We start from the raw sequence: 14,810 nt of genomic DNA, 5'->3' as shown, positions 1-14,810 counted from the left end.
TCTACTCCAGACCGCGCTCGGCCGGTTGAAGGTCGTCCTCGTCATTCCGCACGCCTGCCAGCATCTGCAGGAGCATCAGCGCGAGGCGCACCGAAACGGTGAGGAAGGCGATGAAGAAGAACAGCTTTGCGGGCCATTCCGGCAGGTTGATCTCACCGAAGTAATAGGCCCCGGTGTCGACGCTCTTCATGAAGTTCTTCCAAGCCCAGTAGGTGATCGGCGCGGAGGCCAGCAGCCCGACGACCAGCGCCACGAAATCCGCGATGCGCTGCATGCGTTGGCCGAAGAAGGCATAGGCGAGGTCGATGGAGATATGGCCGTTCAGCCGGGTGATGTAGGCCAGGCTGCATCCGACGGTGACGACCATCGTCTGCTGCAGGACGACGACGTCATCCGGCACGCCGGGGCCGAAGTTGAACCGCTCGAAGATCACCAGCAGTACCATGAGGGAGATGGCCACGAGGCAGCAGACCGCCACGAAGAGCAGCAGGTTCTCGAGCGTCGTCAGGATTTTGTCGGCTGTCTTGATCATGTCCGGTGTCCGCCGCGTTCAGGGATGGCGGGACGGCCGGATCCGCGATCCTCCGTCCCGCCGGCAGTGTCGGGCCTCAGCGCTCCCAGGGATAGCCCTTGGCGTCGCGTTCGGCTTCGAATTCGGCAATGGTGGACAGATAGGCATCCCGCAGCGCCGCGGCGTCGAACCCGAACTCCGCGCTGCCGTCGACCCAGGCCTGCACGTCCGGCGCACCGGCCTGCCACAGCTTCTCGCTCTCGTCCGGGGCGAACTCGTGGATCACCAGCTTGTGCCCGTCGATGCCGGCGGACAGTTCGGCCTCGATATCGGCGCTGGCCTTGTCGACATTCTGCGCCAGCCGGTCCGTCAGTTCGCGGCCGAGGTCCATCAGCGCGGTCTGGTCCGCGTCGGACAGCCGTGCGAGCGAGTCGCGGTTCACGGCCATCCCCATGGCGACGGGCGAGATGAAGTTGGTGTTCACCAGCTGCTCGGTCACCTCGTGCAGACGCAACGCCTTGGCCGCGTAGGTGTAGATGATCGTGCAGTCCAGCAGGCCCGACGACAGGCCGGGAAAGGCCTCGGGCATGGTGATCGACACCGGCTTGGCGCCCACCTTCTCGTAGGGCGCGGTCAGCGCGCCGAAGGTCAGGATGCGCTTGCCTTCGAGATCGGCGATCGTGGTGATGTCGGTGCCCTTGCACAGCAGCTGCGTCGGCCCCACGGGATAGATCGCGGCCATCTCGACGTTCTGTTCGGCCAGCGACTTTTCCAGTATGCCGCCATCCTCCTGCGACAGCGACAGGACCGCGCGGGCGGCGGCCCACATGTCGTCGACCCGGATCGGCACGTCGCCGACCAGCAGTTCGTTCAGTTCGCGCGGGTTGTAGACGGCGGCGATGGTGCCCATGTCCGCCACGCCGTTGGTGATGCCCGGCAGGATTTCACGGGCCGGCAGCAGGCTGCCGCTCCAGAAATACTCGACCGTCACGCGGCCCTCGGTCCTCGCTTCGAGCTCTTTCGCGAACCAGTCCATCTGGTCGGCCCTGAGGCCCCGCCCCGCACTGAAATCCGCATAGCGCAGGACGGTCTGTGCCGCCGATGCGCCCGCGCCCAGTGTCAGGCCGAGGGCAAGTGCCAGTCCGGTCAATCTTTGAAAGATCATGATGTCTCCTCCTCCTGAGACGTTCGACCCCGGAGCCGCAAGGCTCCGGAGCTGGCTATGCGGGGCTCAGCGCTCCCACGGATAGCCCTTGTCGTCCTTCTCGGCCTCGTAGGCCTCCACCCGCTCGAGGAAGGTGTCGCGCAGCGCGGCGCCGTCGAAACCGAAGCCCGCGCTCTCGTCCACCCATTTCTGGACGTCCGGCGCGCCGGCATCCCAGAGCTTCTGCGAGTCCTCGGTGGTGAATTCGTTCACCACCAGCGTGTGCCCGTCGACACCCTCGGCGACCTGCGCCTGCACATCCGCGCTGGCCTTATCGACGAATTGCGACAGCCGGTCCGTCAGCTCGACGCCCAGTTCCCGGAATGTCGCCTGATCCTCTTCGGACAGCCGCGCCAGCGAGTCCTGGTTGACCGCCATGCCGAGAGCGACGGGCGAGATGAAGTTGATGTTGACGAGCTGGCCCGTCACCTCGTGCAGCCGGTAGGCGGTGACGGCGTAGGTATACATCACCGTGCAGTCCAGCAGGCCCGACGACAGGCCCGAGAACGCCTCGGAGATCGTGATCGACACCGGCTTGGCGCCGACCTTTTCCAGCGGCGCGGTCAGCGCGCCGAAGGTCAGGATGCGCTTGCCCTCGAGATCGGCCGCCGACTTGATGTCGTCCCCGGTGCAGACCAGCTGGGTCGGGCCGACGGGATAGACGGCGTTGAACATGATGTTCAGCTCGTCGAAGGACGCGTCGAGGATGCTGCCCTCTTCCGACGCCATGTCCAGCATCGCGCGGGACGCGGCCCACATGTCATCCACGCGGATCGGCACGTCACCGACCAGCAGTTCGTTCAGTTCGCGCGGGTTGTAGACGCCGGCGATTGTGCCCATGTCCACGACCCCGGTCGAGATGCCGCCGAGGATCTCGCGCGCGGGCAGCAGGCTGCCGCCCCAGAAGAACTCGATCGACACGCGGCCCTCGGTGCGTTCGTTCAGCTGCTCGGCGAACCATTGCATCTGCTCGGCCCGCAGCCCCCGGTCCGAGCTGTATTCGGCATAGCGCAGCACGGTCTGGGCGCTGGCCGCGCCAGCCCCCAGCGTCAGCGCGATACCGGCCAGCATACCGGTCATCAGTTTCTTGTTCATGGTGGTCTCCTCCCGGAAATCTTGTTGTCTGTTGTGCCGTTCCGCGACCCATGTCTCTCGTCGCGGCGCGGTCGGGGTATCAGCCGAAGAACCGTTTCGGGTTCTCGACCAGGACGTGGTCGATCTGTGCCTCGGTGACACCGAGGGCGCGCAGGCGAGGCAGGAAATCGTCGAACAGGAAGGTCGGCGCGACCGGCCACGTGTCGCCCGCATCCACGATGGCGCGGTGCGTGCGGACGGCGTCGCTGTCACGCGCGGCGAAGGGATAGCGGCCGGTCCAGTAGAGCGGGATGTCCTGGCTCAGGATCAGCCGGTCGATATGGCCGTCGTCGATGATCCGTTTCGCGTTTTCGGCGCGCGTGGCGTCGGGCATCAGGAATTCGTAGCTGACGCGGTCGAACCCGATACAGGCGCCCTCGGCCAGGATACGAGCATGGTAGTCCGGCGAGGCGTTGCCGCAGCTGTGGCCGATTACGACCTTGTCCATCGGCACGCCCTGCGCGCGAAAGAACGCCGCCTGCTCGGGCCCGCAGCACCCGGCCTGCGTATGGGTGAAGACCGGCACGCCCGTCGCCTTCTGCGCGATGGCCGCCGCCTCCATGAACTTCTCTTCCAGCGCCGAGATCGCGGGCTCGCCGGTGCCGCACTTGATCGCGCCCGCCCGGATGCCGCTGTCCCCGATCCCCTCCTCGATCTCGCGGATGTAGAGCTCCGCGATGCTCTCGGCGGGCTGCGCGCGCCAGTAGGCCGGCAGGCCGACCGCCTCGTGGTAGAAGCCGGTGGTGCAGATGATCGTCATCTCGGCGGCCTCCGCGATCTCGCGCAGCAGCACCGGATCGCGGCCCAGCTCGATCGGGGCCGGGTCGACAAAGGTGCGCACGCCATGCGCGCGCAGCGCCTTCAGCTTGCGGACGGACAGGTCGATGACATGGGACCGGTCCACCGGATACCACGGGTCGAATTCGGATCCCGGCATCGCGATGAAGACGTGTTCGTGCATCAGCGTCTTGCCCAGGTCTTCGGCGGCAATGGCTCCGGTAACCGTCTGAATAGTCATGTCGTATTCACCTGCCGCCCACTGGCGACCCTTCTGTAGTCGTGCCGGTCCGCAAGGCCGGATCTCCTCCGCGAGCCGCCGGGCCGTTCGCCCCGCGGCCCTGAAACCCTGACGGGATTTCAGCGCTTGTCCGGTCTGTCCCCTGCCGGTGCAGCGAAGCTTTAATCGTCTCAGATGCCCGCTTTCCGGTCTGTCTCAGGGCACCACAGCCGCCCTGTCCGGTCAAACCGAAACGGGGTCATCCGCCCGTCCGTGGGCAAAGAGTCCAATTGACGGAATGCGATCCACGGCCTGTCACGGGCCGCGCGCGCAAAAAGCGAAAACGCCGGCGCAGACCGGCGTTTTCCCAAATGTTCCGGGCGGTTCGCAGCATCCACGCCGCGACCCATCAGGCCGCCGACCGGCCCGTCAGTTCAGGCAGCATCGCCCGCAGGCGCAGCTTGTCCGCCTTGCCGGATCCGAGCCACGGGATCGTCTCCTCGGACACGAAGACCCAGTGCTTGGGCACCTTGTAGCCGGACAACGTCAAACGGGCGCGGCGGGTCATGTCGGCCTTGTCCGGACGGGCGCCGGACTTCTGCGCGACGACGGCAAGGACCGCCTCGCCCTGATCCTCGTCGGGCACGCCGAAGACGAGGCAATGCACCACGTCCTCGAATTCCTCGATCGCCGCCTCGACCTCGCGCGGGGCCACGTTGGCGCCGGAGGTCTTGATCATCTCGGTGTAGCGGCCCCGGTAGAAACTGCGCGGATCGCCCTCGAGCTGGAACACCTTGTCACCGCTGTGGAACCAGCCGTCGGCGTCGAAGGCCTCGGAGCGCGGTTTCTTGTAATAGGCATCCATCACGCCCGGACCACGGACGCAAAGCTCGCCATCCTCGCCCCAGGCCACCGTGTCGCCCGTGTCCGGGTCGATCACCTTAGTCTCGACGCAGGCGAAGGAGCCGAGCGTCTCGCTCATCCCGCGATGCACCGGGACGCCGGGGACGGGAATATTGGTCATCGCCGTGTCGATACCGCTGGTGATCGAGGGCGCGCTGGACAGGTCGAAGCGATCGAAGTCGGGATGGTTCACGATCTTCTGCTGCAGGGTCGGCCAGCCCATCAGGACCGTCGCCTTTTCCCGTTCGATCAGCGTCATCGCCGTGACCGGATCGAAGCGCTCCATGATCATCAGCGGGATCGGTCCCAGCATCGACCCGGCGAGCGTCAGGATGCCACCGACCCAGAAGAACGGCATGCCGCAGATGATCTTGGCCGGAAGATCTCCCGACCGCGCCTGCATCAGACCGGGCAGCATCGAGCTCTGGTAGATGATCGAGCCGTGCGTATGGACGACCCCCTTGGGCAGCGCGCTGGAGCCGGAGGTGAAGACGACCACGGCCGGATCGCTCGACACGACCTCCTCCTCGACCGCCGCCAGCAACGCGGCGTCCGGGTCCGTCGCCGCAGGCTCTGCGGTCAGATCGAAGTGTTCCGCCCATGGGCGATCCGCGGCGTCGGTCATCCAGATCTGACGCAGGAACGGCGCCTCGGCCAGGCGCAGGTCGGGACCGTCCGCCGCCGCGAGGCCCGGCAATGCCGTTTCGAATGCATCCGACACGCTGCGGCTCAGCAGGGTCGCGGGCGCGATCAGGACCGAGATGTCGCTGAGCTTGAGCACGCGGCCCAGTTCCAGCGGCGCGTAGATGGTCGACAGCGGGATCACCAGCGCGCCGATCCGGCTGGCGGCCAGCCAGCAGATGACCCATTCGGGACCGTAGGTGAAATAGAGCCCGACCCGCGTGCCCTTGCCGATGCCCTTTGCCAGCATCCGGCGCGCGACCCGCGCCGATGCGGCCTCGATCTGACCGTATGACCAGCGGTCGTCTTCGGAGACAAGGAAATCGGTGTCGGGCGTGGTCGCCGCGCGGTGGCGGATCGCGGCGCCGAGGGTCGGGTCGATGTCGAGGTCCGGTAGCTTGATACTCATCTGTCCTTCCCCGCCCCGCTCAGGAGGCCTCGCTCAGAACCGAGCGTCCGATGATCGTCAGCTGCACCTCGCTCGCGCCGCCAAAGATCGTGTGCACCCGCTCGGTCAGGTATTTCGGCGTGGCGATGGCCTTGGCCTGCTCGACCGGATCCTCGATGTCGAGCGCGCTCAGCGGGCGCGGCGTGTGGAAGCGCAGCGCCTCGGGGCCGAGGATGTCGGTCACCGTCTCGCTCAGCGCCTGCCGGATCTCGCTGCCGCGCAGCTTGGCGATCGACGCGGCCACGCCGGGATTGCGTCCGGCCTGCAGCGTCGCGACCATGCCCAGTTCCATCATCTGGTAGGCGTCGAGGTCGGACGAGATCTGCGACAGCCGGTTCAGGACATAGGAATTGTCCAGCGCGTTGCCGTTCCCGTCCTGCTTGGACTGCGCGACCTTGAGCGCGGTGTTCAGCGTCGCCCGCAGGAACGGCCCGTGGACCGAGCCGCGTTCGAACTCCAGCAGGTATTTCGCGACCTCCCAGCCCTTGTTCTCGGGCCCGATCCGGTTGTTGGCCGGGATCCGCACGTTGTCGAAAAAGACCTGGTTCACCTCGTGCTGGCCGTCCATCGTGATGATCGGCTGGATGGTGATCCCCGGCAGGTCCATGTCGAACACGACGAAGCTGATCCCGTCCTGTCGGCGCGGCGTGTCCGCCGTCCGCACGAGGCAGAAGATCTTGTCGGCGAAATGCGCGTGGCTGGTCCAGATCTTGGAGCCGTTGATGACGTATTCGTCGCCCTCACGCACCGCGCGCGTCTTGAGCGAGGCGAGGTCGGAGCCCGCACCGGGTTCCGAGAAGCCCTGGCACCAGTATTCGTCGCCCGTCAGGATGCCCGGCAGCAGGCGTTGCTTCTGCTCTTCGGTGCCGTATTTCAGCAGCACCGGCCCGACCATCCGCAGCCCCTGCCCCTGCAGCAGCGGGGCACCGGCCTTGGCCAGTTCGGTGGCGAAGATGTAGCTTTCGGTCGGCGACCAGCCGGTCCCGCCATCCTCGACCGGATAGGCGGGGGCGACCCAGCCCCGGTCGTGCAGCGCGCGGTTCCACCGGCGGTTCACCTCGGGTTCCGAGAAGAAACTGGGATTCAGGCGCTGCGCGCGGCGCAGGTCGGGGGTCAGTTCGGCGTCGAGGAACTCACGCACCTCATCGCGGAACGCCACTTCCTCGCCCGTCAGGCCGAGGTCCATGCGGTCCGCGTCGCGCACCGCACCGGCCGAAGCCATGTCCATGATGTCGCGCGATGCCACGTCATCCTTCAGGGTCTCGCCGACGGCGGCGGCATGCGTGTCGGTTGTGCCGTGCAGCTGTTCGAAGGCCAGCAGACGACGGAAGTAGCGGTGCACAGGCAGCTCCTGGCTGACGCCCATCCCGCCATGCAGCTGCACCGCGGTCTGCGCGACAAAGCGGCTGGCCCGTCCGACCTTGGCCTTGGCCGAGCTGACGACCGTGGCGGCATCCGCGCCCTCGTCCACCCTGATCGAGGCCAGCAGCGCAATGCCCCGCGCCTCTTCGACGCCGATGCTCATCTGCGCGATCTTGTGCTCGACGGCCTGGTTGGCGGACAGCTTGCGACCGAACTGCTGGCGCTGTTCGACATAGGACGACGTCATATGGAACAGGTGATCCATCGCGCCGACCGCGTCCGAACACAGCGCCGAAATGGCCTTGAGCCGCGCGTGCTTCAGCGTGGCTGCGATGTCGCCGTGAACGAGCGCGGCGTCGGCCGGAACCGCCACATCCTCCAGCAGCAGATCCCCGGCCATGCCGTGATCCACCGTGTCGTAGGCCGACACCGTCAGGCCCGCGGCATCGCGCGGCACGAGGAACAGAGCGGCGCTGCCATCCTCAAGCGTCGCCTCGACGACAAAGCTGTCGGCCAGCTCCAGCCCGCGCACGAAGCGTTTCTGCCCTTTCAGCCGCCATCCGTCACCATCTGCGACGGCGGTGGTCCGCACCGGGCCGCCGCCACCGCGCCAGCCGTTTTCGTCCAGCGCCGGGACGGGAATACTCTGCCCGGCGGCGATCCCGGCCAGCAGGTCCCCGCGCCGCTCGGGCGGCGCGAGGTTCGCGAACAGGTCGGTCACGAAGACCGCGCAGTCCACGAAGGGCACGGTCACGCCGGCCCTCCCCAGTTCCTGCATGAAGACGCCGACGCCATCCGACCCGAACCCCATGCCCCCCAGATCCTCGGGGATCGCAAGGGCCAGCCACCCGGCCTCGGCCAGTTCGGACCACACGGCGCGGGGATCCGCGCCGGGGCCGTTGCCGACCGGCATGTGGGGTTTCAGCAGCCGGGCCGCGTTGTCGCGGACCATGTCCTGTTCGGGGGTAGGCAGAAGGCGCATGGCGTCACTCGGCCGGTTTCTTGGCGGGGGCGGCCGACCAGCCCGGCACATGGGTGGGGTCCATCGCCCGGCCATAGAGCCGCATGTTGTGCTGGTGCGCGAGGTGGTGCAGCGGCATGTTCGCCTCGATCGACGGCTGGATGCCGGGATGGTCCGCCGCGCGGTTGATCGCCTCCTTGACGGTCCGCAGGGCGAAGGTCGGCTTGGTCGCGATCTTCGACGCCATCGCCAGCGCGGTGTCAGCCAGCGCATCGCGCGCCACGACCTCGTTCACCATGCCGAAGACCTTGGCATCGGCCGCAGTCCACTTGTCGGCGGTGAACAGCATCTGCTTGGCCTTGCGGATCCCCAGCTCGTAGGGGTGCGCGAACCATTCCACGCCGGGCATGCCGTAGGTCACGACCGGGTCCATGAAGGTCGCTTCCTCGGAGGCGATGATCAGGTCGCAGGCCCAGGCCAGCATCAGGCCCGCCGCGATGCACTTGCCCTGCACGGCGGCGATTGTCGGCTTGGGCAGGTTGCGGATCCGCTTGACGAGGTCGAGGTAGATTTCCTGCTCGGTCGCGTACATCCCCTCGGCGCCGTCGCGGTCGAAACCGCCTTCCATCGTCACCGGGTTGATGCCCTTGATGTATTCGATGTTCTTCAGGTAGCCCGCCGACAGATCGTGCCCGGCCGAGAAGTCCGCACCGGCGGCATCGAGGATGATGCACCTGATGTCGTTGTCGCGCGCGGCCTTCTGGAACGCGGCGTCAAGCGCGTAGAGCAGGGGCGCGTTCTGGGCGTTGCGCTTGTCGGGACGGTTCAACGTGATCCGCGCCACGCCGTCAGCAGGGGTGGCATAGATCACGAGCTGTTCTTGGTCTTGGTCCGGCACCTGAAATCTCCGTTTTCGTGCTTGGCGGGGGCCGACGACGGCAAGCCCGCGATGTGGAATTCAGGGTGACGGAAACCGCCGGACGATCCAATCGCTCTTGTAAGCCCCGGTCCGGAGTTCTCATATTGTGGACTCGGGAGGAGTTGGACATGGACGTTAAATTCGAACAGATGGAGGGGCACGGCCGCCCCCAGTCCGGCACGCAAGCCCTTGATCGTGCTATGACAATCCTTGCCGAGCTCGCCTCTCACGCGCCGCTTGGGGTGCGCCTGATCGACCTGTCCCGCGCCGCCGGTCTGACCCGTCCGACGACCCACCGGATCCTTCAGGCGCTGCGTCGCGTCGGCCTTGTCGTGCAGGAATCTTCGGGCCGCCGGTACAAGCTCGGTTCGCTGGCGTTGGCGCTGGAAAGTGCCGCGCCGCCCAAGCTGCTGATCGACGCCGCGCGCGACCACATGACCCGCATCAGCGAGGAGACCGGCGAGATGACCTTGCTCACCAGCCGGCAGGGGCGCTTCGGCGTCGTGGCGGCTTCGGTGCGCGGGCGAAACGACTTCATCAATGCCAACCAGTCGGTCGCCAAGGTGGGCTATGTCAGCCTGCTGGGGTCGAGCGCGGCCAGCCTCGCGGTCTTTTCGCGGCTGGACGACGCACAGGTCGAGGAGATCCTCTTTGCCAACGAATGGAACGTGCTGACGCGCGGCGGGCTGGGATTTGACGACATGATGAACATGGTGGCCGAGGTCCGGCGCCTCGGCTACGCGCGCACCCAAGGGTTTTTCATTCCCGGAATCGGCGCCGTGTCGGCGCCCATCCATGCCCTGTCCGGGCAGTGCTACGGCGCTATCACGATATTCACCAAGGCCGACGACATGACCGCGGAATTTGCGGCATCGCTGGCGCCGATGCTGACGGACGCCGCCCACGCCATCGCCACGGAACTGGATCACCAGCGCGGCGCGGGCGAGGACGACATGGACGCTGACTGAACCGGCGGGGGAAACCCCATCCGGTTCAGTTCGTCGAGTACGATCAGGTCGTTGCCGGCGCCGTCAGTCGGTAGGCGGCGAACCCGTCGTCCAGCGACTTCTCCGCCCAGTCCCGGTAGGCCGCGAAGCCACCCGCATAGGCCACCGGCTGGCGCGGCTTGCCGGGGACGTTCGCGCTCATCCACCAGCTGCCGGATTTCGCGACCATCGTCTTTTCCATCACCTCGGAAACATGGCGGGTCCAGCCGTCCACCGCCTCCGGCGTCACCTCGACCCGCCCGTCGCCGAGCGCGTCCGCCGCCTCCATCAGCCGCAATGCGAGCTTGGTCTGGTAGACGACCAGCAGCGGCGGCGAGAAATGCGCGGCCGGGCTCTGCGCGCCGCCCAGGACGTACATGTTGGGGAAGCCGTCCACCATCATGCCCAGATGCGTGCGGATGCCCTCGGACCACGCCTCGGACAGTGTGAGCCCGTCGCGCCCGCTGATCGCGATCTGCCGCAGCGCCCCGGCCCCCGCGTCGAAGCCGGTGGCAAAGGCCAGAACGTCCAGTTCCACGACCGTGCCGTCCTCCAGCCTGACGCCTTCGGGACAGATCGAGGCGATCGGGTTCGCCTTGCAGTCGATCAGCTCGACGTTGTCGCGGTTGTAGGCCTCGTAATACCCGTATTCGCCGCAGGGACGACGCGTCAGCGGCGGGAAATCGGGGATCAGCTTTTCGGCGGTTTCGGGATCCTTGACCGTGTCGCGGATCTGCTTTTCCCAGAAGGCGCGCAGCGTGTCGTTCGCCCCCTCGTCCAGGATCAGCCCGAAGAAGCCCCGCGTGATGTGGATCGCGCCCTTCTTCCAGTAATGCTCGTAGATCGCGTTCCGCTCCTCCTCGGAATAATCGAGCGGAGAGCGGGTGTTGGCGGTGCTGATCTCGTAGTCGAAGAGGACATGGCCCGCCCCGCGCTGCTCATGCTCCTGCTTGCGGATCTCGGCGTAGTTCTCCTTGACGAAGCGTTCGTAGTCCTCGCGCATCGGTTCGTTGCGCTGCGGCAGGCACCAGTTGGGCGTCCGCTGGAACACCGACAGGTGCCCGGCGACCTTGGCCACCTCGGGGACGAACTGCACACCGGTCGCGCCGACACCGACGCAGCCGACACGCTTGCCGGCAAGGTCGATCCCCTCGTCCGGCCAGCGCGACGTATGAACCAGCGTGCCCTTGAAGGTGTCCCGCCCAGGAATGTCGGGAATATAGCTCTGCGACAGGAAGCCGAGCGCCCAGAACACGTGCCGCGCGACAAAGGTCTCGCCCGCCTCGGAGGTCAGCGTCCAGACGCCGTCCTCATCCGAAAAGGTGGCCGAGACGATCCGCGTGTCGAACTGCATGTGCCCGCGCAGGTCCAGCTTGTCGGCGACGAAGTTCAGGTAGTCGAACACGTCCTTGCGCGGCGAATAGCGTTCCGACCAGCTCCATTCCTGCTGGATTTCCTCCGAGAAGGCGTAGGAGTATTCGAGGCTTTCGATATCGACCCGCGCGCCGGGATACTTGTTCCAGTACCACGTCCCGCCAAGATCGCTGCCCGCCTCGACCAGATGCGCCGTCAGCCCCTGTTCCCGCAGGTGATGCAGGGCCTGAAGCCCGCCGAACCCGGCGCCGACGACGATGGCGTCGACCTGGCGGCTGGCCTGAATGGATTGGCTTTGTTTCATTGTTCCTCACCCTTTTCGGGAAATCCGGCCCCGTCGGGCAACAGGCCCTTCGACACACCGCGTGTTCGCCCGCCACATGCTCCGCGCGGCGGCTCCGTCCCGGTTTCCTGGCTGTCGGCCACGCGCCGGGTCTGTGCACATACTAGGGCGGCGATCCGGCTGGCATCAAACCTGAGGAGTCCGGAACATGGAATTCCGCTAGCGCGGGAATAGCGTGCAAAGTGCGGGATCATGTCGCCCCAGATTTGATATTTTCATCTATCTTACAAAGGCATGCATGCATGGCCGTATCGCGCGGGGTCAATACCCTTGCGTATGGATCGCACCCTCCCGTCCCAACCGGCCGCTTGTTCCCCCGATCCGGAGCGGCAAGTCTGGGCGCACCGGCGGCCCTTATCGCGGTCGCGGGACGCATTTGCCTCGGGGAGGAGATCACATGAGCGCCCAGTCCACCGAAACCGCCATCCTGAACCGCGAAAAGGATCGCTGCCGCGCGATGCTCGAGGGAGACTGGGAGCTGCTGGCCGACTGCCTGTCCGAGCGGCTGGTGTTCTACCACGCCAGCGGCACCCTCGACGGACGCGCGGCGCTTCTGGACAAGCTGACCTCGGGCGCGATCCGTTACCGCCGCATCACCCATCAGGACGAAACGGTTCAGGACCTCGGCGACGTGGCGCTTCTGCATTCGCGTCTGACCGCCGACATCACGGCTGGCCCGCGCGAGGCGACCGTGGACAACCAGACCCTCTCGGTCTGGGTGAACGAGGGCGGGACCTGGCGTCTCGCCGCCTACCAGCCAACCGCGCTGAAATCCTGAACCGGGGGGCGCGGCGGCGGACATCGTCAGGCCCGGATGATGATCTGGGTCTGCGTCACCATCCCCGCCATCTTGCCGTCGCGCCGCGTGATCGCCGTCTGCCAGACCAGCGTCCGCCAGCCGAGGTGCAGCGGCGTCGTACAGGCATAGGCCACGTCGCCGAGCGGCAGGGGCTTCATGAAGTTCGTCTTGCTCTCGATGGTAGAGGTCGTGTCGCCGGGCCGCAGGTGAAAGGCCGTCGCGGTGCCGCCCATGTTGTCCGCCAGCGCCATCAGCGCGCCGCCATGCAGGACATCGTTGCGGTTGCAAATGGCCTTGATGACCGGCATCTCGGCCTCGATCCGGGTGGCTGTGGCCGAGGTGATCGTGATCCCCAGCAGGTCGGCGAAGGGCGGCTGGATGGACCTCAGTTCGTCGGTCAGGTCTTCTGTCGTCATGTCGTTTTCCCCTCCTCGTTGGCTGCCGATCCGGACCGTCGGAACGTGCCGTCACAGACCGGTGCCCCGCCCGCGACACAGGTCCGGTAGATCGCGGTCGCCCCGTCCAGCCATATTTCCGTGCGCAGGGTGTCGCCCGGAACCGCATGCCCGGCGAAGCGGACCCGCTGCGTTCCAACGGCATCCGGGCGGCCTTGGCACAGGGCGTCGGCAAGTGCGCGCCGCGCGACGCCTGCGATGGCGAGGTCCTGCAGAACAGGCCGGTCCAGATCGGCGGCCCGCGCGGCGGCGGGATCGAAGTTCATCGGCTGGCCCCCGCCCGTCTCGACATGGATCAGGGCCATCTGCGGCTGCGTCGCGGCCTCGACCACATGGTCGGGCGCCCTGTCAGGCATGACCGGAGCCTCGGTCTGCCGCAGGTTCTGCCGGCCCGTCGCCGCCCCCGCCATGACGACCTGCCGCGCGGTGGCCAGAGTTCGACCGAGGTGATCGACCCGGTGCTCCACCTCCAGGCGCGACATCCCCCCGGACAACGCGTCGCTGGCAAGAATGCGACTGTGCCGCCGAAGCTCGGCCTCGACCGGCACCGGCGCATGCCAGGTGACCTCGTGCCAGACGAGCGACGTCACGCCCGCATGCCACTGAGCCGGGTCGAGGATCGCCGAAACCATGTCCGGCGCAGTCCTCATGCGGGCCTCGTCCAGCAGGTGGTGATCGTGTTCGGCCGCCGGATCCATGCCCGCGCCGATGGCGAGCGCATGCAACATGCAGTCGCGCCAGCCGTGGCTGCGCACCGCTTCAGGGATAAAACGGTCGCGTATGGTCCGGGCGGCTTGCGGTGTCACGATCCGCCCTCGGGACGGCGCAGCGGGGGCATGGTCACTCTCCGGTATAGGTGCCGTCGCGCTTCTCCAGCATCGCGCGCACCGCCTCGTCGTGATCGCCGGTTGCATGCGCCAGCGCCTGCATCGCGGCGGAGGTTTCGAGGATGCCGGACAGTGTCGCCTGCCCCGCCTCGCGCAGCAGGCGCTTGGTCATGCGCACCGCATGCGGCGGGTTCGCGGCGATCTGGTCGGCCAGCTTGCGCGCCTCGGCCATCAGCTCGGCCTCGGGCACCACGCGGGACAGGAGCCCGCAGGCCAGCGCCTCGTCCGCCGTGACGGGTGCGCCGGTCAGGGCCATCTCGCAGGCCTTGGAGAAACCGACGATCCGGGGCAGCAGCCACGCGCCGCCATCGCCGGGGACGATGCCGACCTTGACGAAACTTTCGGCAAAGACGGCCCGTTCGGACCCGATCCTAAGGTCGCACATGCACGCCAGGTCACAGCCCGCGCCGATGGCGGGGCCGTTCACGGCCGCGATCACCGGCACCTCGAGCGCCTCGAAGGCCAGCGGAAGGCGCTGGATCCCGGTCTTGTAGTTCTTGCGGGTCCGCACCGGCAGCGCGTCGTTCAACCCGCCGTCCTTGCCCATCTTCCGCAGGTTGCCACCCGCCGAGAACGCCTTGCCCACGCCGGTCAGGATCACGACGCGGACCGACACGTCGTTGTCCGCCCGCTCGATCGCGGCAAGGATCGCCTCGACCATCTCGTCGTCCGAGATCGGGTTGCGCAGGTCCGGCAGGTTCAGGCTCAGCGTGACGACGTGGCCGTCGCGGTCTTCCAGCAGTATGTCCGACATTTCGTTATTCCCAGGTTAAGTTCAGCGCAGCCCGAGGCCGCGCGCGATGATGCCGCGGAGGATTTCGCGGGTTCCGCCGCGGAGCGAGAAGG

The 14,810-nt window shown here is 67.0% G+C and carries 13 protein-coding genes; 2 read left to right on the top strand and 11 right to left on the bottom strand.

Annotation, left to right across the window (positions count from 1 at the left end; all coding sequences use genetic code 11):
• Position 1 precedes the first annotated feature (1 nt).
• The 7 genes from ATO6_RS19905 to ATO6_RS19875 form a co-directional block, all read right to left on the bottom strand.
• Positions 2-532 (bottom strand): TRAP transporter small permease, encoded by a 531-nt coding sequence (locus ATO6_RS19905; RefSeq protein WP_088625802.1) that lies wholly within the window; start codon positions 530-532, stop codon positions 2-4.
• A 76-nt stretch (positions 533-608) separates the two neighbouring features.
• On the bottom strand, positions 609-1,676 hold the full coding sequence (gene dctP / locus ATO6_RS19900; RefSeq protein ID WP_088625801.1) for a TRAP transporter substrate-binding protein DctP: 1,068 nt from the start codon (positions 1,674-1,676) through the stop codon (positions 609-611).
• A gap of 66 nt (positions 1,677-1,742) precedes the next feature.
• Positions 1,743-2,810 (bottom strand): TRAP transporter substrate-binding protein DctP, encoded by a 1,068-nt coding sequence (gene dctP / locus ATO6_RS19895; RefSeq protein WP_088625800.1) that lies wholly within the window; start codon positions 2,808-2,810, stop codon positions 1,743-1,745.
• Positions 2,811-2,889: 79 nt separating this feature from the next.
• Positions 2,890-3,867 (bottom strand): phosphotriesterase, encoded by a 978-nt coding sequence (locus tag ATO6_RS19890; RefSeq protein WP_088625799.1) that lies wholly within the window; start codon positions 3,865-3,867, stop codon positions 2,890-2,892.
• 388 nt (positions 3,868-4,255) lie between these two features.
• Positions 4,256-5,839 carry a class I adenylate-forming enzyme family protein gene (locus ATO6_RS19885; RefSeq protein ID WP_088625798.1) on the bottom strand — a complete coding sequence of 528 codons (1,584 nt, stop codon included), beginning with the start codon at positions 5,837-5,839 and terminating at the stop codon, positions 4,256-4,258.
• A 19-nt stretch (positions 5,840-5,858) separates the two neighbouring features.
• The gene (locus tag ATO6_RS19880) at positions 5,859-8,222 is read right to left on the bottom strand and encodes an acyl-CoA dehydrogenase (RefSeq protein WP_176441030.1); all 2,364 of its coding nucleotides are present in this window, start codon (positions 8,220-8,222) and stop codon (positions 5,859-5,861) included.
• 4 nt (positions 8,223-8,226) lie between these two features.
• The gene (locus tag ATO6_RS19875) at positions 8,227-9,099 is read right to left on the bottom strand and encodes an enoyl-CoA hydratase (protein ID WP_217899031.1); all 873 of its coding nucleotides are present in this window, start codon (positions 9,097-9,099) and stop codon (positions 8,227-8,229) included.
• Between the two features lie 149 nt (positions 9,100-9,248).
• Here ATO6_RS19875 and ATO6_RS19870 point away from each other — a divergent pair, with 149 nt between their 5' ends.
• Positions 9,249-10,088, top strand: coding sequence for an IclR family transcriptional regulator (locus ATO6_RS19870; RefSeq protein WP_088625796.1), 840 nt, complete (start codon positions 9,249-9,251; stop codon positions 10,086-10,088).
• 43 nt (positions 10,089-10,131) lie between these two features.
• On the opposite strand, the gene ATO6_RS19865 is transcribed toward ATO6_RS19870, so the two are convergent.
• A complete protein-coding gene (locus ATO6_RS19865; protein WP_088625795.1) occupies positions 10,132-11,784 on the bottom strand; it encodes an NAD(P)/FAD-dependent oxidoreductase in 1,653 nt (550 codons plus the stop codon).
• Between the two features lie 436 nt (positions 11,785-12,220).
• On the opposite strand from ATO6_RS19865, the gene ATO6_RS19860 reads away from it, so the two are divergent.
• Positions 12,221-12,601, top strand: coding sequence for a nuclear transport factor 2 family protein (locus ATO6_RS19860; RefSeq protein ID WP_176441029.1), 381 nt, complete (start codon positions 12,221-12,223; stop codon positions 12,599-12,601).
• Positions 12,602-12,627: 26 nt separating this feature from the next.
• Here the strand turns inward: ATO6_RS19860 and ATO6_RS19855 are convergent, their stop codons facing one another.
• Genes ATO6_RS19855 through ATO6_RS19845 form a run of 3 tightly spaced genes read right to left on the bottom strand, consistent with a single transcriptional unit; the run spans position 12,628 to position 14,718 of the window.
• Positions 12,628-13,038, bottom strand: a complete 411-nt coding sequence (locus ATO6_RS19855) for a PaaI family thioesterase (protein ID WP_088625793.1) — start codon at positions 13,036-13,038, stop codon at positions 12,628-12,630.
• The gene (locus ATO6_RS19850) at positions 13,035-13,883 is read right to left on the bottom strand and encodes a MaoC/PaaZ C-terminal domain-containing protein (protein WP_217899030.1); all 849 of its coding nucleotides are present in this window, start codon (positions 13,881-13,883) and stop codon (positions 13,035-13,037) included. The genes ATO6_RS19855 and ATO6_RS19850 overlap by 4 nt, the downstream gene beginning before the upstream one ends.
• 34 nt (positions 13,884-13,917) lie before the next feature.
• Positions 13,918-14,718, bottom strand: a complete 801-nt coding sequence (locus tag ATO6_RS19845) for a crotonase/enoyl-CoA hydratase family protein (RefSeq protein WP_088625791.1) — start codon at positions 14,716-14,718, stop codon at positions 13,918-13,920.
• Positions 14,719-14,810 lie beyond the last annotated feature (92 nt).

The sequence above is a fragment of the Oceanicola sp. 22II-s10i genome (genome assembly GCF_002210105.1).
Lineage (GTDB): Bacteria > Pseudomonadota > Alphaproteobacteria > Rhodobacterales > Rhodobacteraceae > Pseudooceanicola.
Note: the sequence above shows the minus strand (reverse complement) of the source record. Positions and strands in the feature narration are given on the sequence as shown.